This window comes from Variovorax sp. LjRoot290 (genome assembly GCF_964253985.1).
In the GTDB taxonomy this organism is placed as follows: Bacteria; Pseudomonadota; Gammaproteobacteria; order Burkholderiales; family Burkholderiaceae_C; genus Variovorax.
In genome coordinates, this window is the sequence record NZ_CAXURW020000003.1 from 429,662 (window position 1) to 452,050 (window position 22,389).

General features: G+C 64.1%; 21 protein-coding genes. 3 read left to right on the top strand and 18 right to left on the bottom strand.

The window, feature by feature from the left end:
• Nucleotides 1-30: 30 nt before the first annotated feature.
• From ACSQ9A_RS39630 to ACSQ9A_RS39645, 4 genes are all read right to left on the bottom strand, one after another.
• Nucleotides 31-666 carry a hypothetical protein gene (locus tag ACSQ9A_RS39630; RefSeq protein WP_436308150.1) on the bottom strand — a complete coding sequence of 212 codons (636 nt, stop codon included), beginning with the start codon at nucleotides 664-666 and terminating at the stop codon, nucleotides 31-33.
• Between the two features lie 273 nt (nucleotides 667-939).
• Nucleotides 940-1,830, bottom strand: a complete 891-nt coding sequence (locus ACSQ9A_RS39635; protein ID WP_436308151.1) for a DUF6884 domain-containing protein — start codon at nucleotides 1,828-1,830, stop codon at nucleotides 940-942.
• Nucleotides 1,831-1,833: 3 nt separating this feature from the next.
• Nucleotides 1,834-2,970 (bottom strand): recombination-associated protein RdgC, encoded by a 1,137-nt coding sequence (gene rdgC / locus ACSQ9A_RS39640; RefSeq protein ID WP_436308152.1) that lies wholly within the window; start codon nucleotides 2,968-2,970, stop codon nucleotides 1,834-1,836.
• 64 nt (nucleotides 2,971-3,034) lie between these two features.
• Nucleotides 3,035-3,295 carry a hypothetical protein gene (locus tag ACSQ9A_RS39645; protein WP_436308153.1) on the bottom strand — a complete coding sequence of 87 codons (261 nt, stop codon included), beginning with the start codon at nucleotides 3,293-3,295 and terminating at the stop codon, nucleotides 3,035-3,037.
• Between the two features lie 136 nt (nucleotides 3,296-3,431).
• On the opposite strand from ACSQ9A_RS39645, the gene ACSQ9A_RS39650 reads away from it, so the two are divergent.
• Nucleotides 3,432-4,169: a murein hydrolase activator EnvC family protein gene (locus ACSQ9A_RS39650; RefSeq protein ID WP_436308154.1), complete on the top strand. Its 738-nt coding sequence runs from the start codon at nucleotides 3,432-3,434 to the stop codon at nucleotides 4,167-4,169.
• 45 nt (nucleotides 4,170-4,214) lie between these two features.
• Here the strand turns inward: ACSQ9A_RS39650 and ACSQ9A_RS39655 are convergent, their stop codons facing one another.
• The 12 genes from ACSQ9A_RS39655 to ACSQ9A_RS39710 all read right to left on the bottom strand — a co-directional run bounded on the left by ACSQ9A_RS39655 (nucleotide 4,215) and on the right by ACSQ9A_RS39710 (nucleotide 17,328).
• On the bottom strand, nucleotides 4,215-4,583 hold the full coding sequence (locus ACSQ9A_RS39655; protein WP_436308155.1) for a hypothetical protein: 369 nt from the start codon (nucleotides 4,581-4,583) through the stop codon (nucleotides 4,215-4,217).
• 106 nt (nucleotides 4,584-4,689) lie between these two features.
• On the bottom strand, nucleotides 4,690-4,941 hold the full coding sequence (locus tag ACSQ9A_RS39660) for a hypothetical protein (RefSeq protein ID WP_436308156.1): 252 nt from the start codon (nucleotides 4,939-4,941) through the stop codon (nucleotides 4,690-4,692).
• A gap of 16 nt (nucleotides 4,942-4,957) precedes the next feature.
• The gene (locus ACSQ9A_RS39665) at nucleotides 4,958-5,377 is read right to left on the bottom strand and encodes a hypothetical protein (RefSeq protein ID WP_436308157.1); all 420 of its coding nucleotides are present in this window, start codon (nucleotides 5,375-5,377) and stop codon (nucleotides 4,958-4,960) included.
• Complete coding sequence (locus ACSQ9A_RS39670; RefSeq protein WP_436308158.1) at nucleotides 5,374-6,417, bottom strand: hypothetical protein; 1,044 nt, start codon at nucleotides 6,415-6,417, stop codon at nucleotides 5,374-5,376. Before ACSQ9A_RS39670 ends, ACSQ9A_RS39665 begins: the two co-directional genes overlap by 4 nt.
• Nucleotides 6,414-7,436 carry a hypothetical protein gene (locus tag ACSQ9A_RS39675; RefSeq protein ID WP_436308159.1) on the bottom strand — a complete coding sequence of 341 codons (1,023 nt, stop codon included), beginning with the start codon at nucleotides 7,434-7,436 and terminating at the stop codon, nucleotides 6,414-6,416. Before ACSQ9A_RS39675 ends, ACSQ9A_RS39670 begins: the two co-directional genes overlap by 4 nt.
• 340 nt (nucleotides 7,437-7,776) lie before the next feature.
• A complete protein-coding gene (locus ACSQ9A_RS39680; protein ID WP_436308160.1) occupies nucleotides 7,777-8,139 on the bottom strand; it encodes a helix-turn-helix domain-containing protein in 363 nt (120 codons plus the stop codon).
• Between the two features lie 325 nt (nucleotides 8,140-8,464).
• The gene (locus ACSQ9A_RS39685; protein ID WP_436308161.1) at nucleotides 8,465-8,947 is read right to left on the bottom strand and encodes a hypothetical protein; all 483 of its coding nucleotides are present in this window, start codon (nucleotides 8,945-8,947) and stop codon (nucleotides 8,465-8,467) included.
• Between the two features lie 2 nt (nucleotides 8,948-8,949).
• The gene (locus ACSQ9A_RS39690; RefSeq protein ID WP_436308162.1) at nucleotides 8,950-9,441 is read right to left on the bottom strand and encodes a hypothetical protein; all 492 of its coding nucleotides are present in this window, start codon (nucleotides 9,439-9,441) and stop codon (nucleotides 8,950-8,952) included.
• The gene (locus tag ACSQ9A_RS39695) at nucleotides 9,434-12,943 is read right to left on the bottom strand and encodes a hypothetical protein (RefSeq protein ID WP_436308163.1); all 3,510 of its coding nucleotides are present in this window, start codon (nucleotides 12,941-12,943) and stop codon (nucleotides 9,434-9,436) included. The genes ACSQ9A_RS39690 and ACSQ9A_RS39695 overlap by 8 nt, the downstream gene beginning before the upstream one ends.
• Nucleotides 12,944-13,779: 836 nt before the next feature.
• The gene (locus ACSQ9A_RS39700; RefSeq protein WP_436308164.1) at nucleotides 13,780-14,871 is read right to left on the bottom strand and encodes a hypothetical protein; all 1,092 of its coding nucleotides are present in this window, start codon (nucleotides 14,869-14,871) and stop codon (nucleotides 13,780-13,782) included.
• A 61-nt stretch (nucleotides 14,872-14,932) separates the two neighbouring features.
• On the bottom strand, nucleotides 14,933-15,526 hold the full coding sequence (locus tag ACSQ9A_RS39705) for a hypothetical protein (RefSeq protein ID WP_436308165.1): 594 nt from the start codon (nucleotides 15,524-15,526) through the stop codon (nucleotides 14,933-14,935).
• A 5-nt stretch (nucleotides 15,527-15,531) separates the two neighbouring features.
• Nucleotides 15,532-17,328 (bottom strand): UvrD-helicase domain-containing protein, encoded by a 1,797-nt coding sequence (locus ACSQ9A_RS39710; RefSeq protein WP_436308166.1) that lies wholly within the window; start codon nucleotides 17,326-17,328, stop codon nucleotides 15,532-15,534.
• Nucleotides 17,329-17,421: 93 nt separating this feature from the next.
• Here ACSQ9A_RS39710 and ACSQ9A_RS39715 point away from each other — a divergent pair, with 93 nt between their 5' ends.
• Nucleotides 17,422-19,572: an RNB domain-containing ribonuclease gene (locus tag ACSQ9A_RS39715; protein ID WP_436308167.1), complete on the top strand. Its 2,151-nt coding sequence runs from the start codon at nucleotides 17,422-17,424 to the stop codon at nucleotides 19,570-19,572.
• A 34-nt stretch (nucleotides 19,573-19,606) separates the two neighbouring features.
• Here the strand turns inward: ACSQ9A_RS39715 and ACSQ9A_RS39720 are convergent, their stop codons facing one another.
• Nucleotides 19,607-19,882, bottom strand: coding sequence for a hypothetical protein (locus tag ACSQ9A_RS39720; protein WP_436308168.1), 276 nt, complete (start codon nucleotides 19,880-19,882; stop codon nucleotides 19,607-19,609).
• Between the two features lie 524 nt (nucleotides 19,883-20,406).
• On the opposite strand from ACSQ9A_RS39720, the gene ACSQ9A_RS39725 reads away from it, so the two are divergent.
• Entirely contained in the window at nucleotides 20,407-21,018 is a 612-nt protein-coding gene (locus ACSQ9A_RS39725; protein WP_436308169.1) for a hypothetical protein, read from the top strand.
• A gap of 136 nt (nucleotides 21,019-21,154) precedes the next feature.
• Here ACSQ9A_RS39725 and ACSQ9A_RS39730 read toward each other — a convergent pair.
• Nucleotides 21,155-22,287 (bottom strand): IS3 family transposase gene (locus ACSQ9A_RS39730; RefSeq protein WP_436308170.1). Its coding sequence is split into 2 segments (ribosomal slippage): nucleotides 21,155-22,038 and nucleotides 22,038-22,287, totalling 1,134 coding nucleotides; the frame shifts between segments, so codons are not numbered across the junction.
• Nucleotides 22,288-22,389: the final 102 nt, after the last annotated feature.

The window sequence follows — 22,389 nt, forward strand, 5'->3', positions numbered from 1 at the left end:
GGCCGGTTTTCGACCGAGCCGGGTGCTGGTCTACGCGTGGCGCCGGCCGATCGAGCGAGCAACCGCCAGCACGGTGACTTCGATGCCCGAAGGGAACGGCACGCCGTGCTTCACTTCGTCGTCCAGATAGACCAGGGCGTGTTGGGGTTCGCTGGACCAGACCGCAAACTTGGCGAGCCAAAGGTGTAGATGAGCCTCCAGGGCGCGCAATTGCTCGCCGAGCTTCTGCAGCATTGGATCCTTGGCACTGGTAATCTTGAAATCGGTGTCCTCGCGCAGCCATGCAAGCACCGCCTCGTTGATCGGCTTCAAGCCCTGAACCGTGTAGCCGCGAATGACGGCGTGCAGGTCGCGTTCGTCGTCAGAGAGCGAGTTGAAGGCGCGTGTGAACACTGCCTCATAGCCTTCCTGGCTGCCGGCGAGATTCGGGTCACGCAACTCGATGGACTGGTGCAGCCGATTGCGAACGTCCGCCTGGACCTTGAAAACAGATCTGCCGACCAGCAACAGGGAAAGAAGGGTCAAGAGCCGGGCTTCTCTCGCCCGTCGCTCTGCAGCCAGCGCTTTGATCCAATCGTAGATTTGCTTAGCGATGAAGCTGACCCCGGACACGATCGCGACGACCAGAGCCGAGGCCAGCTCGACGCGAATGGCTGTCAGATCCATCGCCTGTCCTCCTGGTGCTGCAAGCGCCTCGTCTCGCGGCGGGTGGGCGAGTCGCTGGTGCCTTTCTGCATCTCAGCGCTCGCGCCCTTTTTTCGATTGGCCTTGCGGCCGCAATTGCCATTGCTGAGGGCGGATTCTGCGCGCGACGCTGCATTGCGGCAAGCGCCCGCGCACCAAGTGCTCGTCGAGGTTGTGTTGAACGTAGCACTTACGCCGCACGCGAGGGGCGCGATCGTGTTTTCAAACGGCTTCTGGGCGTCCTTGCCGGACTGGTCAGCTCCTCGGCGCCAACGATTCGCTCTCGCCCTCCTCCTCCATCAGAAGATCCAGCGGCGCGTCACCACCGCCCGTCATTTGTCTGAGCCCGGGGTTGGGCTGCCAGATCTCATCGGGATCGAGATAGTGCTCGGACTCGGCCACCGCCGATTGCACGCATCCAGCTCGCTCGAGATTTTCGACACCGATCCACGCGGCGCGGTAGGCCTGCGCCGGCCGCTGCTTTCCGTTCGCAAGTGGCGGCCGGTCGTCCTCGAACTCGACGCTGACCGTCGGCCCCCCCGGCCCGACGAAGAGTTCTTCGATGCGCGCGAATTTGGGCCCTGCCTTACCCACATACCTTCCGGTCGTGCGGACACGGTCGCCAACTCGAAGGCCCCATGCTTCCCTCAGACAGGGGGTGCCGTTCTGGTGATAGCCGGCGTAGGGACTCGGCAACGAAGACGGGTCGCGCGCGAACTGGCCGAGCTGGGAGCGCTGCGTCCCGATCCCACCCGACACCTCGGAGATCTGGAGATGTCGAGCCAGCTTGCCGTTGTGGATCAGCGCTCCGACCATCGCCCGCATCATGTGGCGATAGTGGCCACCTCCTGCGATCAGGATCCTTGTCGCGTCCTTCGGCCAGGGAACCCCCTTCACGAACTGATCCAGGTCGCAGTACAGCTCCCGCGCGCGGGCCTCCGTCAACTTTCTGTCGTAGGGCTCGATGACGGCTGAACCCTCCACGAATCCATAGAGGGCCGAGAGGACGACAATGTGCGGCATCCTGTTCGGGTCCGCGTTGGCGCGCAACGACTGCCACATCACGCCCTGGTAGAAATCGAGGGCCGGAGCGGGATGGTCGAGCTTCGTGCCCGAGCAGGGCATGAGGATGAGGGGCCTCGCCATGGGTTAGGCCTCCTTGAGAACCTTGCGGGAGCCGTCGCCGGCCATCGGGGAAACAACCTGGCGAGACTCGAGTTCCTCCAGCAGCCGGGCCGCCTGCTTGTAGCCGAGCTTGAGGTTGCGCTGGATTAGGGAGACGCTGGCGCGGTTCTGCGCCCGGACGACCAGCACAGCTTTCTCGTAGAGGTCGTCGTTGCCGGCCGCGCCAGCGCCCTGCTCCGACGCGTCCGCCGCCGCTTTGGGCTGGCCAAGGGCCATCTCGCCGCCGAGCGCGTCGACCAGGTCGGCGATCAGGCCCGAAAGCTCGCCGGTGGCGATGGCCACGTCTGCGTCGAAATCGTCTTCCTTGGGACCGGTTTTCTCGTTCACGCCCTCCAAGAACTTGATCTTGCGGATGGCGAAGCCTTCGGTAAGTTGTATCGATACGCGGTCATTCCAGGTCAAGGCGAGACGTGTGGGCATCTTCCCGTCCTGGACGTGCTGGCGCACCTCGTCGATGTCCAGCGGGTGCTTGGCGTACCGCACCACGGCCTTGGATTCATCGGTCGAGCGCAGCTCGACCTCGCGATCGACGGTGAAGCCCTGCGGCGGCTCCTGGGCGGTGAGCCAGGTGGCCATGGCGCTGGAAGGAGTCGTCGCCGTGTTGAGGACCGTGAACGCCAGCCCTTCCACAGCCTTCACCAGTGCGGTGACCACGCTGTCAGAGCGGCTCATGCTTGCGGTGTCGAGCAACATCAGCCCCTTTGTCGGGTCGATCCAGACGGTGATAGCGCCCTGCTTTGGGAAGGCGAGCGGCAGCAGCTCGTGCACCACGTCCTCCTTCAGCTCCTTCTTCTCCTTGCGTCCAGGCTTGCGGCCGGTTGTCTCCTCGATCTGCTTGACGCGCTGGTCGACTGCGCGCTTCACGGCGGCCGCCGGTACCGACCTTGTCTCGGTCACGAGTTTGGCGATCCACTGGCCGCCCACAGACTCAAGCATCGGACCATGGACCTCGCCGCGCGGCGGCGTCCAGCCGGACGACTGTTCCTGGGTCGGGCTGCACTCGACGAAGGGAAGTTTCTGCAGGGCCTCGTCGATCAACGCGGCGGTGTGGAGGGCGGGATCGATGGTGACTCGGTAAATGATCGCGTTGGAGATGGTCATGGGAAGTCAGGGCGTCGGGAGTTGGTTGAATGCCGGCTTGCAGTGGCGGCGCGGGGTCGTTCGCTCACAACTTCGGCGCCTCACGCACGAAGACGTAGCCGTCCTTCTTGCCGTTGAAGCGATCACTCCGTGCGTGCGAGACGCGCCCGGTGGCGATGTTCTTGATGCCGATGTCCTGGACGACTGCAACCTTGTTGCGGGCGAATAGATGCTTGCGCGGCGCGCTCATCTCTACGACCTCGATCCGCGGATCGGCCTGTGCCCAAATCTGGCCGATCGCGATCGGGTGGATGGGAGCCTTGGTGATCTCTTTGGGCTGGTTCATGATGCGTTGCCTTATTTGCTCCGCACTAGAGTACTCGTACGAAACGAAATAGCGCAATGTTGTTCCGGGATTTATTCGTGTCCTCCCAGCGCTTGAGCCTGCGTTTGAGTACCTCTTTCGACATACAGTGATGCCCATGAGCAATGAAAATCCACTTCCCGCGGCGAGGCGGCCAACCGTCCCGGCGTCACTCGCCAGTGGCATTGCGGTTGGCGCGCTGTTCATCATGGTTGGCTGTGCGACCCAACCCGGCCCGACAGGTCCTGCGCTTTCCTCCGTTGTCGGCGCCAAGTCACCGTCACCCGACGCGACCGCGCGCGTGGCACAGTCGTCAAGCGTGTCAAAAACACGATCGGCGATCAGGTCGGCGAAGAAGGCGACTCGCACCAAGCCACGAGGCGCAGAGCGCGCCGACACCGCGGCGCAGAAGCCTCAGAACAGTCTGAGTGGCGATGCCCCCGTGGGCTCGTCCGAGCGCCGCTTTCTCAGGCCCGCCGCCGGCGCAGTACTGACACGATTCGACGGACGGGCCAGCAAGGGCGTGGACTTCGCCGGAGCAAAGGGCGATCCTGTGTACGCGGCGCGTGCTGGGCAGGTCGCGTTCGCGGCGCAGGGCCCGCGCGGATACGGTCAGCTGGTCATGATCAAGCACGACGGGGCCTACATGACGGCCTACGCGCACAACAGCCAACTGCTGGTCAAGGAAGGCCAGAACGTACAGCGTGGCCAGGTGATCGCCCGGATGGGGAGCACCGACGCAGACCGCGTGAAGCTGCACTTCGAGGTGCGACGCGGCGGCGCGGCAGTGGACCCGATTCGATACATCGAGGCCGGTAGCTCGCCAGTATTACTCGACGGCGACGCGCGGCATTGAACTTTGCGCCCGACGACCTGCGGAAAGGGTAGGCGGGCCCCGGGGCTAGCTGAACCGCTGAACTGCAGTCCAAGATCCGACTGCGAAACATCCTAAGCTGGTTGCAAGAAGGACCATCGAAGCTCGCAAGTAGAAAGCGTGCTTCGAGGTCCCGACATGCATCTCGTTGAAGAGAGTAAGCTGGGTTAGATACGCGTAGAACATCGCGATTCCGCAACAGACAAGTCCCGCGAGAAAGAAACCCATAGGCATGCGCATATCGGGCGCCGCGGCGCCCTTTGACGCTATGTTCCCGAGATAAGACAAGAGCGCGACCGCCGCGCCGCCATTGGTCAACGCCGCGAACTTGAAACCCTCCACCGAAAGGGTGATCAATGACTTGTAGGTTTCGGCCTTTGGGCTATCGGAGGTCAAGCTGACTCCTTGGAGTAGGCAAATGCCGAGTCAAGAGTAGCCGATGGCGCCGGCCGACCAGAGCTCGTTCTCGAGGTGAAGCACCATCCGCGCACTGGTCGAACCTTCACCACCATGTCCTGGCCGGCGTCTTGACCTCATACTTGCCGGATCTCGCAATCGCACTGCCCGCCCGCCGGCATTCGGCCATCTCCTCCGAGGTGAGCTGCTCGTTCGCTTTCAACCGCTTCAGGCAGCTTGCCTCCATCGCCTTCGCTTCGGCGATATGTTCGGCATACCACTGTTGCGTATGGGCGGCCGTGCCCTGGGCGCAAAGGGCAAGCATTGCGGTCATCGCCGCCATCATTTTGGTTCGCATCAGGAATCCAGCTGGTCTAGGAAGTAGTGGTGGAATTATCGTGAGAGCGGAAACTACGGGCCGCCCGCGGAGCGCGCCGAAACTTCGGCTTCGGCTCGTACTTCGTCTCGGCGATCTTGTAGGCGATGAGCACGTCCCAGCACTCGGCGTTGCTCGGGACGACAGGGCCTGCGTCTCCATCGATCATTCCGGGCGCCGGCGCGATGGCGAGCTGCTCGACGATCTCGCAGGGCACCGCGATGTTATCGCCGCTGTTGTAGTAGTCTAGGTGTGCGAGGACCGTTGCGCGGTCGTAGCGACCGGCCCACGACAAGGGGTAGGCATAACTCGCATCGTTAGGGCGCCAGAAGGCGATGTATCGGTGCTCCTTGATGCCGTGACTGAGGTTGGCCACGTAGAAGTGGGTCGCCGTGGCCACGATGTCCTGCGCCTTCATACCGGCTGCTCCCCCTCTGAGGGAGGGTCCCGCGGATAGGCGTCCTCACGGTCCTCGTGGTCGACGCCCTCCTCCGGGGTGTCGGCCCAGACCTGCGCCGCCTCAATGGTGCCGATGCCTGTGTGCCAGGCTACCTGGGCGTGATCCACCACCCAGGCTTGCAGAGGATCGGCGCCGTCGATCTGTTCGTTGCGCACCCACTGCTCGCACATATCCAGCGGTGGCATCTTGCCGCCGCACATGACCGCCAAAGCCTCGCGAAAGCGTTCCATCCAGGTCGTCGGCACTGGCTCGCCCGCGTAGCCTGGCTTGCGATCAAAGTACGGCTTCCCCAGCGCGCGCGCCGCCGCCGCCACCGTCATGGGATTCGCTTCAATAGCTGAGGCCAGGCGAACGGTTCGCAGCGTCAGGTCGCGGGTGGTCCGGGCAGACCTCGAGGCGAAGTTCTCGCACTCAAGGATCTGCTCATCAGTCAGTGGCGCTCCGGGCGACCGCGCCTGGGCAGAGAGCCTGCGTGCCGCGGCGACCAGATGGTCGTTGCCGCTCGCGGCCGAGCTCGGGAGGCAGTTGAGCTCGACCGCCAACTTCCAGACCAGGTCCCGCCAGGGGTTCTCGCTGACAGGTTCGTCCAGGGGCTCTTCGCCACCGGCGGTGGGGGTCAGACGTCCTCCTTCGCTTTCAGGGTTTCCGCCAACAGGCCGGGGAATTCCGAGGACGAGCGCCTGGAACTGCGCTCTGCGCGCTGCGGCCACTCTTTTCACATCGGCGTCCAGATCTCCGAAGGGGAGGTCAGCCCTGCTGCGCTGCAAGGTCCAGCCGCGTCGAGCGAGGAAGGTGAGGAAACGGTCCACCACGTAAGCGTGCCCCGCCACCGGCGTAACCTCGAAGAGCTGCTCGACCCGATTCTGCGCACCACCCGGGTCGCCCGTGCCCTGGAGCGTGTGCATCGCGCCAAACACGTCCTTCTGATCGTGGAAGTCGCGCATGGGGGGCGGCAGGTGCTTCCCCGCCTTGAGCCAAGCGTCCAGATCTCCGCTCATCGATGCACCTCCGTCGGTACTGGCCACACTGCGCCGGATACGAGCAGTGCAAAAGCCTCCAACTGCTCGAACGTCAGGCTCACACCGCGCACAGCGCGCATCGGAGCTGGTGAGTACGCCACGGCGCCGCAATGGCTGGCCATGCCTCGCAACTCGCTGCGCACGGTCTCCGGCAAGTTGAGCGCATCGGCGTCGGCCAGAGGCTCACGCTTTCGCGTACGCCACTCGACCTCGAATGTGCGAAGGGCTTCTGCGGGGATGAGCTCGCGCATCAGCACCAGCCGCTGCACGGCGCGGTCGAGCGATTCCTTGTAATGCGAAGCCTCGCGTCCTTGTGCCACGCGCAGCAGCACGTCATGAAGGTGCGTCAGGCGGTCGGCCTTGTCGCCGAAGCCGCTGCTTCGAACCATGTCCTCGACGTAGAGGAGTGCCTCCAGGTCCTCCTGAGTAACCACCGCGGGATCAGGAGCCTGCGGGTTGTGCGACAAAACTCCGGACTCGGCGGGCGCCAGCTCCTCTGCCAGAACGGTAGAGCTGGCGGGGCCGGCATAGAGGCATGTGCCATCGGGCAAGCCTTCGGCGGCATGCGTCCATTGGAGTGTGCGAGCACCCAGTTTGTTGACGACCTTCGCTACTACTGGAAAGGGCGAACGAAGGCGCTTCAGTTCATGCAGCACCAGTGCGAGCGATTCCCCTTCTGATGGATACAGCGGCTCTGCGGTCGCTCGCGCATTCAGTGCCTCGAGCTCAGCGACGGATGCATCCAGTGCCGTCCGCTCGACAAGACGCAGAACCTCGCCTTCGGACAGGCAAGGGTAGCCATCCAGGTTGTTGGCGATCTCATCGAGCAGTTCGGCCAGCGCGAGATTGGGGCGGAGGCCTGCATCCGAGTCGCTGTCACGTGCCGACCGTGCGTCCTCGCGGATCCACGCGGCAGCGACTGCCCTGTTCTTCGCGTCGGTTCGCGTTAGAGCGTCCGCCAAGCGGATCGATATTGTTGCCGGGGTCGAAGCCGTCATAGTGCTGTTTGGGCGGTGGTGGAGTTTGTGTCTGGAAATAGCTCTCCAGTTCAAGATATCAGTCGACCATGGGTTTGCGATAGGTGGTGGATCAGTTCCACGCTGGAGTCTTTGGCTACCCCGTTCCCTGTGTCGGACCGTAGAAGATGGCACCGTCCGCCTGAGGCGCAGCACGCCTTTTCGCCCAGCTCACATGAAGTCGGTGGAGCCGAACGCGACCCTCCTCCGAGCGCATGGTGACCAGCACCATGCATTCGCTGGGTACGGCGCGCGCGGCAGCCTCTTCGAGGCTCGTTGGATACTGTATCGGCCCCGTTCATGAGGTGAGGCGCTTGCGTGCTCACCTTGAAACGGGACCCATGGCCTTCATGATTGCGGCGTACGCGTGCGCGAACGCAGCCGGGTGCTCCAAGAGCAGTTCCCGGCGGTCTGGCGTGAAGTTCAACATCGTCGTGGGCCTAGGTACGCGCCCAGGCATGCACGCGAAGTCCGCGCCAAGAACACCTGCCAGATGGGTGATCATGCGTCGGTTCGTGGAATCGCCGCGTTCCACCGCAACGACGGTGGACTGCGACACGTTGGCTCGACGCGCTAGATCCACTTGGGTCCATCGCTTCGCGGTTCGCAGTGCACGGATGCGCTCTCCGTAGAAAGCTGTCGACCTGATGGCTATCATCTCGGAGCCAAGAAGGCGCTTGCTCATGATGTTCCTCGTGGGACCTGATGGTGATGTCCAAAACAAGGTACCAGGGAGCGTGGGGTTCGGTAAGGTCTCACCGTTCGAAGTTCAGCATCTCGCGCACCTTCCTGTTGGTCACGCGGTAGCAGGGAGCATCGCGTCGTATGTACCAGCCTGGCAGTAGGCGCACTTCGCTAATGGGCACTCGGTTGGGCGGCGCGGGAGGTCTGTCGGCCGGCACGCTGGCCGGAGAAGGAGAGCAGCCAGCGGAAAGTCCGGCGACAAGGATCTAGAGAGCGGCGTCGGCGGACCTTCGAGGCTCAGTGCGCTGATCGCTGGAAGCAGGCGATCAGCCGCGCGGCCTTTCTACCTCTTCTTCCTCTGATTCGTCGCGCGTGGGCAGCGTTGGCCCAGGCAAGATGAACTGCGCAGAAGACGCAGCCTGCTCGGCGGCCATCCATTCCCGACATTGCGCCCAACCTTCACTTCCGAAAACGGCACGTACTGCGTTCGACCAGTTGGACCGCTCCATCCGGATACGCAGCTCCTTCAGCGTCGAGGCCAGTCGCGCGTTGTCGGATGTCATCGCTTGGAGGCGATATCCAATGTCGCGTGATTCCTTGCACTTGACTCCCCGAGCGGAGTCGAGCCGTCGGAGCTCCATCTGCAACCGAGCAGTCTCGGCAGCTTGCAGATTCTTTCTGGCGAGAAGCTCTTGCTCCGCCTCGACATCCGGCATGTATTGGACGCGCTCCAGAAACCCTTCTATCGTGGCGACGCGCGCCCAGTTGCCGCCGGGCAACTCGTTCTCTTGATCCAGGAGGGCGCTCATCATCAACCCATCCGCTCAGTCGAATGATCAGCCGGTTCACTCTCGGCCTCGCTGCCGAGCTCGTGGTCGAGACCGTTGAGTCCGAGGTACCTGCGAGCGACAGACGCCTCGAGGCGATCGCGAACAGCCAGCTCAAGCTCGATGAGTGCTGCGATGCCATCTGCCGCCGAACCCTCGTCGCTCGGATTCGCCAGCTTGAGATAGACGTTGTGCGCGGTGCGCGTCAGAGTGACGCCGCGCTGGTCGGCCGCAGCAAGGGACAGCGCTCTGAGGAGCTCGGCGTAGCTGAGCGTGACCTGAGCGATCGGCTGCCTGTTGTCGGGCACCGGCCGGGCCGCCGGAGTGCGTTCGCCCGCGCCCTGGTGCGCATGTCGACGCGCACGTTGGCTATCGAGCCGACGCTGTAGCCCCATACGCGCCGAGGCAAGATCGTCCTCGGGCGTCCATTGGCGAGTGCCGTAGTCGATCGCCCGGCGAGCCTTGTCGTCAACCACGGGGGGCCTCCGCTGTTTCGAGTTCTACCTGCTCAACTGCGTCCGCCGGTGGTGTCTCTTCGACAGGAGCCGCCGCGCGCGCACCCACGTCGCCCAAGGAACCGGTCATCTGAAGCTTTGAGTTGATGTAAATGAACTTGTCCGGATCCGTGAAGTGGCTCTTCGGGCGGATGAAGCGGAAATAGGCGCTCACCCCGCCGCGAACGATCTCGAGCCCGCCCTCGACCGCACCGCGCACCTCGGCCGCAAGGGGCGACTTCCGGGAAACAACAATTGTGTCGGCGATCGCGTCGGCCATCGCGTCGTCGATGCCTTTCCAAGGTTCTGCCTTGACGACCTTGCCGTCGACTACACGGGTGCGGGCGACCAGTGCAGGACCTCCCACGGCGGGCGCCTTGCGGGGCACCTTGATCAGCGCGGAGGTGATGGGATTGCCAACCTGCAGTTCGACGACCACGTGGCCGGTCGCGAGTTCTGCGTCGGGCTCACGCGCCTTGGCCCACTCCTCGCGGGTGTAGCGGCTGCCGGCAGGGAGGTCCTCGTGCGGCCAGACATCGGCCTTCGGGTAAGTGACCGGAATGCCGTCGGCTTCGTAGCGCGGTTCCTCGAAGAGCTTGGCGAAGTCCTGGTGTTGGCCGTTCGCGCGCGCTTGGTCAGGCGACAACCGGGGCGGCCCGCCAAAGCCAAGGGGCTGGGTGGGTGCGGAGACGGCTCTGCGCACGGGGGCGAACCCTACTTCTCCCGATGCTGCCGGATCGACCGATGCGGGAACTGGGCTGCTGCGTGCCGGCCCCAGCGACGTGGGGCGGTTGAACCCGAAGCCACGTCCGACACCTGGCGCGATCGGAGCGCGCGCGTTGGCTCCGCGCGCGAATGCCAGGACTGGCGCTGGCCGTGCAGAGGCAAATACGGCAGCAGATGAGACCGAGGAGACCGATGCGCCAGGACCACCCGCCTCGTCGGACGGTTGCTCCGCCTTGGTCACCCGCGGCGAGGAGGCGCCAGGCGCTTCCGCTTCGGTGAATGAATCGAGGTAGCCGTCGTCCAGGTCCGGCATGCCAGCTTGCTCCGAGTCATCCGGAGAAGATTCGCCCCAGGACTCGATGAGATCGGGAGGAATGACGCCGGTTGCGATCCGCGCGACATCCTGCGGCGTACCTGACGCGGCCTCTGCCTCCAGCGGAGCGGTAGGTGTCGTAGACGCAGACTCGATCACGGGATCGTTCGCACTCACCAGAAGCGGATCCTTGTTCTGGGCCTTGCGGGCCTTGTTCAAGAGTGAACGCTTCGACGCCTTTTTCCCCGCTCCCACAATGGAGACGGATGCAGGTTCGTCTGGGCTCGGATGTTCGGAAGGAAGCGGATTCATGGTAGGCGCCTGGTTTGCCGGATTGTCCCGCATCTGACTAATAGAACGGAGTAATGTTTTTGCAACTCTTTCCGACTCGGATGTAAGGATCGAATCGGCGCCCTCCTCCCGATCTCCTCCGCTCGCCGTGCCGCCGCCTATCGTGTCGACCACGCACGCCGGCCCCGCCGGCGGGAGGACGTCCGGAGCATCGGGCGCGCCGGCGCGATCACCTGTCTTACGCAGCAACCGATCCAACACTGCGTTCATCCCGCGGCGTTTCTCCGCCTGCGTTTGCAGCGCTTGATCGACGGCGGCCGCGGTGGCGCGCTCGTTGTCCTGTTTGAACGCCTCGGTCTTCGCGTCGAGCCAGGCCCGCACGTCCTCCGCGCTACCGTCCCCGGTGTATCCGTTGCCGCGGAGCCCCTTGAGGAAGCGCGCTTGCTTCCTCTTCGCGTTCAGGCGATTCCGAGCCTCCAGCTCGTCGGGGGTCAGCTCTGCTGCTTTGCGATAGGCCCTTGCCGGAGCCTCGCCTCGTTTGCGGGCTTCGGCAAGGCGGACCTTGTCGTCGTGACGCTTGAAGAACTTGCGGACCTGGTCGGTCCCGAGCTTCAACTCGTGAGCAATCCAGGCGCACAACTTCTGCTCCGGCATTGAGGTATCTCCACCCTTCAGCGCCGCGACACGCTCGTCGCGCATTCGCAGCGCCTGGTCGTTCCACGAGTGGCGAACCGCGCGGCGCTCGGCGCGGCCTACCACCTGGCGATCGGCCCTCGCGCGCTTCTCGTTCTGATCGATAAGCGTTCGCATATCCCGCATCTCGTCGCCTGTGATGCCGAAGACGTTGATGAGGTAGTCGTTCGAAGGCGTGTATTTCGGATCCCACAGGCCGCCCGCGTGACGGACCTTGTGGCCGGCCTCACTCGCCTTGATTCGACGGACCAAGGTGTGCAGCGAGCCGGACTTCTCAGGATGCTCGAACCCACGAGGCCCAGGCAGGTCGGCGCCGTCGAACGCCCGCATCAGTCCATCGATCTCGCGATAGACGTTCTTCGAGTTCACGACCCGAGCTTGAGCCAGGAAGTTGACCATCCAGAGCATGGTCAGATCGCGCGATCCCTCTTGAACACCGGTACCGCCAGTCGCCTCAGCGCGCCGCTGCATGAGGTCGCGCAGGTCGAGGAAGCGATTCCAGGCCAGCGAGACACCGGAGAAGCCATTGCCCTTCCCTTCGGCCCTGGCCTTGGCCTCGAGGTCGAGGCGAGGGAGACGCGTGGTTCCGAACTCTTCGAGGAGGCCGAGGTCGCCGCGCGCGCCCGGCGGCAGAATGAAGTCCGGGATCAATCCGTTGCGGCCAGCCAGATGCGCTACCTTTGCGCCCGCCTTCTTGATCGCCTTCGTGGTCTCCAGGTCCAGCAGGTTGACGGTTTGCCACAGCGTTTCGAACGAGTGGCGCTGGCCGCCATCCCAGACGACGCCGACCAGGCCACTGCCCGCGCGCTTCTGTTCGGCCATCACCTTGCCGTTCATTGTGTTCACGACGCGGAGCACGCGCGCTGCATCGGTAGCCTTGATGTCGGCGCCGAGATCCACATAGAGCTGGCTGAGGGCGCGCTGGACCTGATTCCAGGCCGGCAGCAGGCTGTCAGGAACCGGCTTGTCGAGGAGCCACTTCAGATAGAGACCGCGGCCCGAGGAGACGACGTGGCTCGGAGCGGGGATCCCAGCGAAACGCGCTCTTGCAATGAGCTTCTCGACGAACTCCGGGGTGGGGTCAATGCCTTCGTTGTAGCAGTCAAGGTCCACCCAAGCGACCTGGAGCGACTTGACGTTGGAGATCTGGCGCGACCTCTTGCTCGCATACAGCGCGTTGCCCACATAGAAATCCGGGAGGCGCATCTTCTCTGCAGCTGCGATCACCTCGTTCAGCTGGCTAAGGTGGTAGCTCCGTTGGGGCTTCGCGACGCCGGGCCCCAGGTTCAAGATCGTGAAGAAGCCGCTGCGGGAAAGCTGCTCAGACGAATAGCCATCGACGCCGAGCGCGCGCGAAGTCTCGAGCACACCCCCATAGGCCAACTGCGACAACGTGGACGGCTCGCCGCCGCCCCCGCTGTCCAGGTCCTCGTCTTCAAAAAGTAGGCCGCTGTCTTGCACTGCTCGTCGCAAACGAACGAGCTCCGGTGGCCGCGCAGGCCAATTTCGAGAATGCCGCGGCCCTGAGGACCACGCTCAACGTTCAACTACCGCGCCGAATATCCCCTGACTGGTACAGGTTATGTTGTCGGCCAAAACAGGCTGCCGAATCTCCACTTGGTAGAGAGATGGTAGAAGTCTGGTAGATGTAGTGCTGGATCGCGCTGCGCAACGACCACAAGGCACGCGAGCACGGCGTCGAACGAGCTTCAGAAGAGGTCGTCGCGTTGACACTTGGTAGATGCATCTACCATAATCGCGCCAACGTTTTGCCCTTTGGTGCTTTTCACACTCTGGGTGGCGCGATTCGGTGGTGATGCAGCTCTGTGTCCCTCAATCCTGCTACCCGGTACTGAGAACTGCCTTGAAAGGCATCTTCCTCGGTACTGAGGCAGCGGTTGAGTTTGAACGCGAGGATCTTCGGACTTCGTTTCAGCCTTGATCGGTGACTTGGTCACCCGCAGCGAGCATTCTGGATTTATCCGGTGCTCGCTTTTTTTTGCCTTTCCGATTCATCACTCGCCTGATGGCAGGCGCACTCTCAACCCCGTGATGCAAATGGCGCGTGCGTGCCGAAGCAGCGATCGCCATCGTGCTGGCGGCCTGTCACCGGATGTGTAGCAGCCCGCCTCGATCTGACACAGAGCAGCCCCGAGGGAGTGTCTGTTCGCATCATTGTCGCTCCACGCACGAATCCTGCGCAATGTTTTGGCACGTTTTTACGTTTGTATCAGACTACTCGCGCGGCGTCGTAAACCAAAAGATGTCAGTTCGCGACGCCGCGTGTCGCCGAGAGCTCAGCGAGGGGCGTCGGCCGCCGGGCCTTCGTCGTTGAGCACCGGGGCCGCCAGGATGTACGGCTGGCCGTTCACCATCACGTCGCTGGCCGCGATGGAGGTGCGCACCTTGAGCGATTGCGGCACCAACGCCAGCACCCTCTCTGCGTTCTCCGCGCTGTCAGCCAGGACAGGGAACGACTCCACGTGCGTGTAGGTCACGGTGTCGCCTTCATGGCGGCCGTTGCAGGCGCTGGCGAGCGTCTCGTGCCCGGCAGCATTCAATGCGACCTCGCCGGCCACGGCAGTGGTCACAGGCTGGCCGGCAACGGGTTGCGGCACACCGGTAAGCCCGCTCCCGTAGTCGTCGTACTCGTCGTCGCCGCCGCCCTCCATGAAGCGCAGCTCCTTCGGCGCCGCGATCTGCACCGTGAAGAGCTCGCCGCCGACTCGAGTGATCTGGGCAACCGCATCGCGCGCCATGCGTGCCTCGTTGGCCAACGCGAACTTTGCCATGGGGTTGGCTGCCAGGCCGACGCTCGCGTAGAGCTGTTCCCAGCGCGCACCACTCAGATGCGCGAGGGTTGCCTTCAGAGGAGCGACAAGAGCGGTCGGTACCGAGATGGTGACCGTTTCCGGCAGACCGCCAATCGCCGACATCAGGTCGCGACGCTGCTGGTCCATGCCCGCGCCCGGCTCGGCGCCGTCGACGAGCTGGAGCAGGTAGATCGGCTTCAACAGCGGGTCGGTGCGGAATTTGCCATCTTCCATGCGACCGAAGACGCCGCCGAAAACCTGACCTTCGCGACCGCCGCTCGGCAGCATGATGGTGATCTGCTCGGTCGCCGGGGCCGCAGCCGCGCCGTCGGCCTGGCTAGCGGCGTCGGCGGCCGGCTGACCAGGTGCAACGTTTGCGGTGGTGCCCGGATGCTCGGACGCAGTCGTCAGCACCGCTTCAGCTGCGACTGGCGTCGACGCCACGGCAGACGATGCGGGAGCAGCTGGGGCCGCGGCGGGTGCCGTGGCTGGCGTTGGCGCGAACGCGGCGGAGCGGCCGAAACTGAATCGAATGGGCGGCTTGGTGCCGGCGGCTTGGGTTGCTGGGTTCGTCATGATGCTGTCGCTCCTGGTGAATGGCTCTTGGGAGATGCCGTGTTGCTGACTGAAAGTTGGTTCAGGCGCGGGGCGCCTGGTGGGACTCTGTGGATTCGGACCGGGCCGTGCCGCGCGCACGGATTTGCTCGCCGATGGCCTGGATGTCGGGCATCGCGTAGAGCCGGTCCACGAGACGCCCGTCCGGAAGCGAGATGAACTGGGCCTCCACTTCGCCGCTGATGATGTCCGTCTGGACGATCAGCCTTGGGAGGCCATTCATGATTTCGACGTACGCGAGCATCTGCGGCAAGCCGACGAGCTGGTCGTCGCTCAATCCGGCGGGGCGAATCTCGAGCAGGCCTCGATGCGGGTCCATGGTCATGGTGTAGGTCGGTTCTGCCTCGACAGGCTCGGTGGTGCCGTCCTCCACGTCCCAGCGTTGCAGGGTGCGCTGAATCGGCGCCTGGGCTGCGCGCTCGAGCTGGGCGATGCGATCCTGTTGCTCGAGCAGCTTTTGGAACATGGCCAGCATCATTCCATCGCCGTCGGCGGACATGTCCCGCCACGGTAGACCGTTCCTCAGTGCAGTGAAGGAAAAGCGGCCGTTCTGGGTGCCGAGCTCGACGGTGTATTTGCCGTCGGCGAGAGTGATGGAGTCGGTGGTGCTGGTCATGGGATTCAGGCCGCGGGGCGCGCGCCGGCGTCGCTCATGAGCTCGAGGGCGCGCGCGCGCTCCACTTGGAGCATCGGAAGCTCCTTGAGCCACTGCTCGGTTTCATCGTTCAGGCGGCACATGCCGCGGGCCCGGGTGATGCCGACGTACAGCAGGTTGACCTCCTGCTGGGTCGCCTGGGAAAGCTCGCCCGTCTCGCAGATTTCCTTCTCTGCCTCGAACAGGAACTCGAAGTCGTTCCCAATCCGAACGCAGTCCCACTCCATGCCCTTCGCCTTGTGGAGCGTGGTCAGAGTAAGCTCGGCAGCCGCCGGGTCCCGGACCTCGTTCTTGATCACCTGGTCGATCAGGTAGGGAATCTTGTGCTCGTGGCGTTCCACCACCTTGATAAGCATGCGGGTCTCGGCGTCGCGCGACGATTCCGAGTAGTCGACAAACTCGTTCCACGAGCGGAATCGCTTCATGAACGGGGCCCGGACGGCATGGAGTGAGCGGGCCCAGATGTTGTACGCATCCCGGATCACATCCAGGTTGTAGTTGCCGACGCCGCCGAGCCAGTGCACGCCGCGGCCCTGGCGGGACACGGCCTCGTCGAAAAGGCCTGCATTCGTGCGTGTCAGGAGCGTGGACTGCCGGCCCCAGCCAGTGTCTTTGCCCATGCCCTGGATCACGATCGACTCGCCCTTCAGGTTCTGCAGGATCTTGTTGGCCACGTCCGCCGTCCTTGGCCCGAAGCGCCAGGTGCGAGGCATCGTGACGACGCGGCTGCCTTCGATCGCTCGAAGGTTCTGCATGGCATTCGTGGCGCCACGGAAGCCGAAGATCGACTGGTGACGGTCGCCGATGGCCAGGAGCCGGCAGCGATCCAGCTGCGCCATGACCAACTGCTCGGTGAGCGGGTTCGTGTCCTGCGCCTCGTCCAGGATCATGCAGTCGTAGTTGAGACGCGGGCCCGACATCGTCCAGAGCTTCAGGTACGTGTCGTGCGTCACCGGCATGGTGGAGCCGGGGGCGATGATCTTCTGCCAGGCGCTGCGGGCGTGGCCGAGCACGAGCTCCTCCTCCAGTGGCGTCAGACCCCAATCGGCCACGACCGCCAGGTGCGATTCGTTGATCTCGGAGTCCACGCTGGAATAGAACGAGGCGAGCGTCTTCCCGATGCAGCCGGCGATGCGGTTTTCCACTCCGAGCTGCTCGGCGATGTCGCGCGGGCGCCAGGACTTGACCAGGCGGTCCTTGAACTTGTGGCCGATGGCGTTGAAGGCGAGGCTGTGCACGTTGAACACGTCGACGTTCGATGGGAACCGCTGCCGGGCCTCGTCGGCATTCGCGCGGCCGAAGCACAGGTAGATCATCTTTTCGCGCGGTCGCGCCGCGGCGTAGCCAACCGCGGTGGTCGTCTTGCCCGAACCGGCCACGGCCTCGCCGATGACGATGTGGTCCTTGGCGTCGATCAGCTGCTGCTGGTTCTCGTCGTACTTGACCTCGGCCTTGCCACCCGACGTCGGCCGAGGCGTCGTCACGGCGGCAGCCTCCGCAGCCACCCGCGCAGTACTGAACGAGAAAGCATGTGCGCGCGCCGTCTGCTCGAACTGGGTGCGCAGTGAACGGGCTCGTTCGAGAGAAGACAATCCACCGCCCGCCCCTTGCTCTGGAGGCTGCGTGCGGATGCCAGGCCTTGCGGATCCGGGGGGTGGGGGAAGAATCGCCATGGTGGTCAGTGTGCGCGATGCAGGAAGATGCACACAATTTCTTTTGTTTGCATCGGACTGTTGGCGCGCTGTAATTTGGTGGCGCAACAATACTCGAAACAGTCGAGATCACGGCTTTTTTTTGGGCCCGCCGGCAGGCTCGAAGCCTTGACGGAAGCCCAGCCTTCCTGGGCACAATGTTTTATGCACAACGATATCCCCCTGTTCACCATCGACGAACCGCATTCCCGTGACCTGGACGACGCGATTGGCGTCGCGAGGTCAAAGACCGGGTGGATCGTTCGCGTCGCGATCGCGAATCCGTCGGCAGTGGTTGCGAAGGGCAGCGCGGAAGACCAGGCCGCCCGCCAACAGGGAGCGACGATCTATCGCGGGCGCCAGGCCACCCAGCCGATGCTGCCGCGCTCCATTTCGGAACTGCAGGCCACACTTACCGCTGGCGAGCTTCGGTCCGCCATGCTCATCGACCTCGAGCTCGACCTGGCCGGACGGCTGTCCGGCGCCCACCTCTCGCTCGGCGAAATCACTGTCGCGCAGCGCCTCGCCTATCGAGATGTCCCGGCGATCGCCGGCGACCAGGCGCACGAGCTTCACCTGCCGATGGTGGATGCGATCGCGATCGCGAGAGGTTTCCTGAAGCAGCGTCGCGCGCGCGGCGCCCTTGCCATCTTCGACCAGCAGCAGAGTCTGCTCACCGACGAGGAGGGTCGCATTCGGTACTACGACGCCAGCGAGATGGTCGGCCACATCCTGGTCCAGGAGATGATGATCGCGGCCAACGCGGCGGTGGCAGAGCTCGCGGCCCGGAAGGATGTGCCCTTTCTATATAGATGCCACGAGCCCCGGATCTCGGCGCCCCGCGGCACAGCCGCGCCGGAGTCGCTCGAGGCCTGGATCGCCGGCGGACACGCATCGTCTGCGGCGGCCGCCGAGCGACTGAACCTCATCACCCAGAAGGCACGCTACACAAGCACGCTCACCGGTCACTACGGCCTGAACGTGCCCGCCTACGCCCACATCACCTCGCCCCTGAGACGCTACGCTGACCTGGTCGCCCAGCGCCAACTCGTCGCGCTCATCCATGGCACTGCCCTACCCTATTCCCAAGACGATCTGACTGAGATCGGCAACGACCTGTTCGAGGCCTCCGAGGCGAACGTGGAAGCGACCTCTGAATTCTTCAAGGCTCCAGTGCTTTCGAAGGCGCTATCCGCGATCGAGTCGAACGCACAGCACGCGCTGCGCGGCCTGGCGGACAACGAGCTTGGCCAGGCGGTGAAGGTTGGCCTGGCCGGTACCTTCGCGCCAGCGCTGGTTGACGAATTGCGGCGCCGGATGAGCGCCGGGATCTTGGCCGACAAGGTTTCGGTCCGCTTCATCGAGGGCCGTAGTTCCTTGCCGCAGGCGCTGGCCGATGGGTTCATCGCGATGGTGAGGGCCAAGCCAGCGAGCGCAATGTCCTTCGTGAACCATGCTCGGGCGATCAACGCCATCACCTCTTTCGATGTTCAGTTCACGGAGGTTTCCGTACCAGGCGCCGCGGGCCCATCCTTTCGCGCGACCGCCACCATGCGCGATGCCGAACGTGGGGCGACCTACACCGCGGTGGCCACCGATGTGAGGAAGAAGTCGGCCGAGCAGGCCGCTGCGCTCCAGACGCTGTGCGACTTCATGAATGTCGCGCGTCCGGTGGTGCGCGCCGTCAACACCGAGGCAACGTCGCCCTCTCCGGCCACCATTTCCGCGGCGGTCGGCAGTCCCCAGCTCCCGAACGCCAAGGGCGCCCTTCTCGAGTTCTGCCAGAAGAACAAACTTGGCACGCCGACATTCATCAGCTCGTCGACGGGACCATCGAACGCGCCTTCCTTTGTATGCGTGGTCGACCTCGCAGTGAATGGTGGACGCGCGAGCGCCAGATCGCGCGAGTCCTCGACGAAGAGACAGGCTGAAGCCCTTGCAGCCCAGGCGCTGCTCGAGCAGCTCGTGCGCGCGGCCAGCAATGAGAACCAAGACTCTGCGCCGACGTCGCCGGTTGGCGGAGCTGGCGAAGTCCCGGCCAGCGACCAGGCGGCCCACGCCGGATCGGTACCGGAGGTGGTCAATCCTGGTCGGGCGATCCAGTTGCTGCAGGAGTACGCGCAGAAGGCGCGCCTGGCACCACCCGTCTACGAGTTCGTCGAGATCTCGAAGACCCCGAGTTCGTTCGAGTGCCGCGTGCACCTGGCGCGGCCGGGCGACTCGATAGAGTTTCGCGCTGGCGGCGCGAGCAAACAGGCGTCCAAGTCCGCCGCGGCCGTTGGCGCGCTCGACCTGCTCGCCGCCATCGCGACCTGATGATCTTGGACCCTGGACGCTCCAGGGTCTAGGCCTACCGCCGCGCCGCTCCCGCCCGGGCACCGCGCAAAGTTCCGCTTGCCGTAGAACCTGGCCTCGGCACGGCCACGATCAATCGCTGGTCTTTGTTGCGGCTTCCATTTCGTGGCGCAACAATGATCGAAACGATCCGCTCGAGCGTTCCGCTTGTCGTGAAGCGCATCGAGGCGCCGACCACTCGTTCACGACGCGGAAGTTTGTCCGCCGGGGCCGTTCGCACCTGGAAGCCTGATCCGGGCTGGATTTCTTCCATTTTGGTGAGTTCCTCCAAGGTTGTCGCACCTGCCAACCCTGGAAAATCAACAGCTTACGAGCGCGCCGTTTTCAAAGTTGCGCCCTTCACTTTTTCACAGTTCCGCGGGCGCACAGGTGCAGCGAGGATCGACCGCGCGCGGATTCGGGGACGCTGCGGCCATGTGCAATCGATACGCTCCGTCCAGCTGGCACTTCTTCGACGAGGTCTTCCGCGAGCAGTACATCACCCAGAGTGAACTCCGGCTCGAGTTGCCCCCACCGCTCGAAATTGGCCCTTTCGGCACCGGGCTGTTCTTCGCAAGCGCGACCAGGAAGACGGCGACACGAGGAGGCGACGTCCGTCCTTGTGCTTCCGGATGTCGACTTTTATGCGGCCGCGCCCTGTGCGCGATGCTGCGCCCACGCCACTGGCACCCAGCCGAGCAGGGGGCCATCTGCTCTGAACCTCCTCCTGCCTGGGGTTGACGGAGTCCTGGAGCAGCCCTTCAATTGCGGGCGCAGGGAGATGTTCGTCGAGTCTCATGCTTGAAGGAGATGCCCATGGTCCACGCCTTGCGGGTCTTCAGGGTTCTGGCAGCGCTTTGCCTGCTCGGGGCCTTCTCCGAAATCGCATCCGCTGAGGGTGTCTGCGCTGCGGAGCTCTGCGAGCGCGACTGCAAAAACACCGTTCCGAGCATCCTGGGGCGCCATGATCCGAGGCAATACGAAGCTTGTCTGGCCGCAGAACGAGCGTGCCGGGAAGGCATCCCCGCGATAGAGGCCGCCTGCCAAGTAAGCCAGAACTACCAAGCGGGCCTTCTTTTGGGGAAGGAGGCTGTCCGTCGAGGCGTGCTCAAGTCGATGGACCAATGCCGCCAGCAGACCAACTGGGTTACCAACATCGTGCGTCAGACCGGCGGCGAAGCGGTGGGCAAGGTCAGCGGCACCTGCAGCTGCTTCTTCTGCGAGGAAATCATCGACACCGCCGCCGCTGATGGAAGCCTGGAGGAAGCAAGCACGCCAACTCCTCCAGGACCGATCCCCCAACGAGGACGGGGCCGCAAAGAAACATGCGAGGATTGGATCGCAGAAATTCGAAAGATTGACAGCACCCCGCCCGCCCAGCGTCAAAACTTCTGCAGTCAACTCGGGAGAGGATTGCGAGCCACATGAGAGCCGGCTCCGCTCGTCTGAACACGCTTTGACCTGAGATAAGTGGATTGGCTGCGGGTTTGATCTTTCAATCTTCAGGCCCCTGCCAGGCCGCCGGAGGCGCCCCGGTTGAGCCATGTACTCATGGTTCAACCCATCAGGCAGCCTCCTTCATCGCGGGCAGCGTGGCGAAGTAGACCATGTCTGGCGTGCGCCCGTCGTGCGACTGATGTGGCCGGCGCGCGTTGTAGAACTCGAAGTACGCGGCCAGGCTCAGCCGAGCGGCGCTGACGCCGTCGTAGGCCTTCAGGTAGACGTCCTCGTACTTCACGCTGCGCCACAGCCGCTCGACGAAGACGTTGTCGCGCCAGCAGCCTTTGCCGTCCATGCTTTGGCGTGCACCGATGCGCTGCACCTCGGCGATGAACTCGGCGCTGCTGAACTGGCTGCCTTGATCCGTGTTCACGATCTCCGGCGCACCCCAACGCGCCGCCGCATCGCGCAAGGCCTCCACGCAGAAGTCCGCCTCCATCGTGATCGACACTCGATGCGCCAGCACCCGGCGGCTTCGCCAGTCCAGCACCGCCACCAAGTACACCCAGCCGCGCGCCATCGGGATGTAGGTGATGTCCAGCGCCCAGACCTGGTTGGCCCGCTCGACGGCCAGCCCGCGCAGCGCGTACGGGAACACCGGATGCGCTGGGTGCCGCTTGCTCGTGTTGGGCTTGCGGTACAGCGCCTGAATGCCCATCCGCCGCATCAGCGTGCCCACGTGCCGCCGTCCGACCTCGATGCCCAGCAGCCCCAGCAAGTCCCGCAGCATGCGGCTGCCTGCGAACGGATGCTCCAGGTGCAACTCGTCAATGCGACGCATCAACGCCAGCTCGCTCTCGGCAATCGGCTCGGGGTGGTAGTACACCGAGCCTCGGCTGATGCCCAGCAATAGGGCCTGGCGCTTGATCGACAGATCGGCATCACGGTCGATCATCGCTTTGCGCTCAGCAATCCCGCCTTGGTGAGCGCACCCTCTAAAAAATCGTTCTCCAGCGTCAGCTGCCCAATCTTGGCGTGCAACGCCTTGAGGTCTACCGCCGGCTCCTGCGCTGTCGCCGCAGCGCCGAACACGCCTGCGGCGCGTTCCAGCAGTTGTCTGCGCCACTCCGTCACCTGGTTCGGGTGCACGTCGTGCTTCTGTGCGATCTCGGCAATCGTCTTGCCATCGGCCAAGGCCTCAATCGCCACCTTGGCCTTGAACGCCGCTGAGTGGTTGCGGCGGGGTCTTCTGCTCATGTCGTCTGCTCCTGTCATACCGGGCTCTGTCCTCACCCATGGGAGCAGCCTATCCACTTTGCGACGTGTTCAGATTTGCGCGGCCGGCTCTCATGCCCTCCC

Excerpts from the sequence above, each read along its gene's own strand:
- ACSQ9A_RS39725 (WP_436308169.1), top strand. The coding sequence starts at position 20,407 with ATGGTCCACGCCTTGCGGGTCTTCAGGGTTCTGGCAGCGCTTTGCCTG.
- ACSQ9A_RS39675 (WP_436308159.1), bottom strand. The coding sequence starts at position 7,436 with ATGACGGCTTCGACCCCGGCAACAATATCGATCCGCTTGGCGGACGCT.
- ACSQ9A_RS39630 (WP_436308150.1), bottom strand. The coding sequence starts at position 666 with ATGGATCTGACAGCCATTCGCGTCGAGCTGGCCTCGGCTCTGGTCGTC.
- ACSQ9A_RS39705 (WP_436308165.1), bottom strand. The coding sequence starts at position 15,526 with ATGACCAGCACCACCGACTCCATCACTCTCGCCGACGGCAAATACACC.
- ACSQ9A_RS39700 (WP_436308164.1), bottom strand. The coding sequence starts at position 14,871 with ATGACGAACCCAGCAACCCAAGCCGCCGGCACCAAGCCGCCCATTCGA.
- ACSQ9A_RS39645 (WP_436308153.1), bottom strand. The coding sequence starts at position 3,295 with ATGAACCAGCCCAAAGAGATCACCAAGGCTCCCATCCACCCGATCGCG.
- ACSQ9A_RS39665 (WP_436308157.1), bottom strand. The coding sequence starts at position 5,377 with ATGAAGGCGCAGGACATCGTGGCCACGGCGACCCACTTCTACGTGGCC.
- ACSQ9A_RS39680 (WP_436308160.1), bottom strand. The coding sequence starts at position 8,139 with ATGAGCAAGCGCCTTCTTGGCTCCGAGATGATAGCCATCAGGTCGACA.
- rdgC (WP_436308152.1), bottom strand. The coding sequence starts at position 2,970 with ATGACCATCTCCAACGCGATCATTTACCGAGTCACCATCGATCCCGCC.
- ACSQ9A_RS39660 (WP_436308156.1), bottom strand. The coding sequence starts at position 4,941 with ATGCGAACCAAAATGATGGCGGCGATGACCGCAATGCTTGCCCTTTGC.
- ACSQ9A_RS39715 (WP_436308167.1), top strand. The coding sequence starts at position 17,422 with ATGCACAACGATATCCCCCTGTTCACCATCGACGAACCGCATTCCCGT.
- ACSQ9A_RS39635 (WP_436308151.1), bottom strand. The coding sequence starts at position 1,830 with ATGGCGAGGCCCCTCATCCTCATGCCCTGCTCGGGCACGAAGCTCGAC.
- ACSQ9A_RS39650 (WP_436308154.1), top strand. The coding sequence starts at position 3,432 with ATGAGCAATGAAAATCCACTTCCCGCGGCGAGGCGGCCAACCGTCCCG.
- ACSQ9A_RS39685 (WP_436308161.1), bottom strand. The coding sequence starts at position 8,947 with ATGAGCGCCCTCCTGGATCAAGAGAACGAGTTGCCCGGCGGCAACTGG.
- ACSQ9A_RS39670 (WP_436308158.1), bottom strand. The coding sequence starts at position 6,417 with ATGAGCGGAGATCTGGACGCTTGGCTCAAGGCGGGGAAGCACCTGCCG.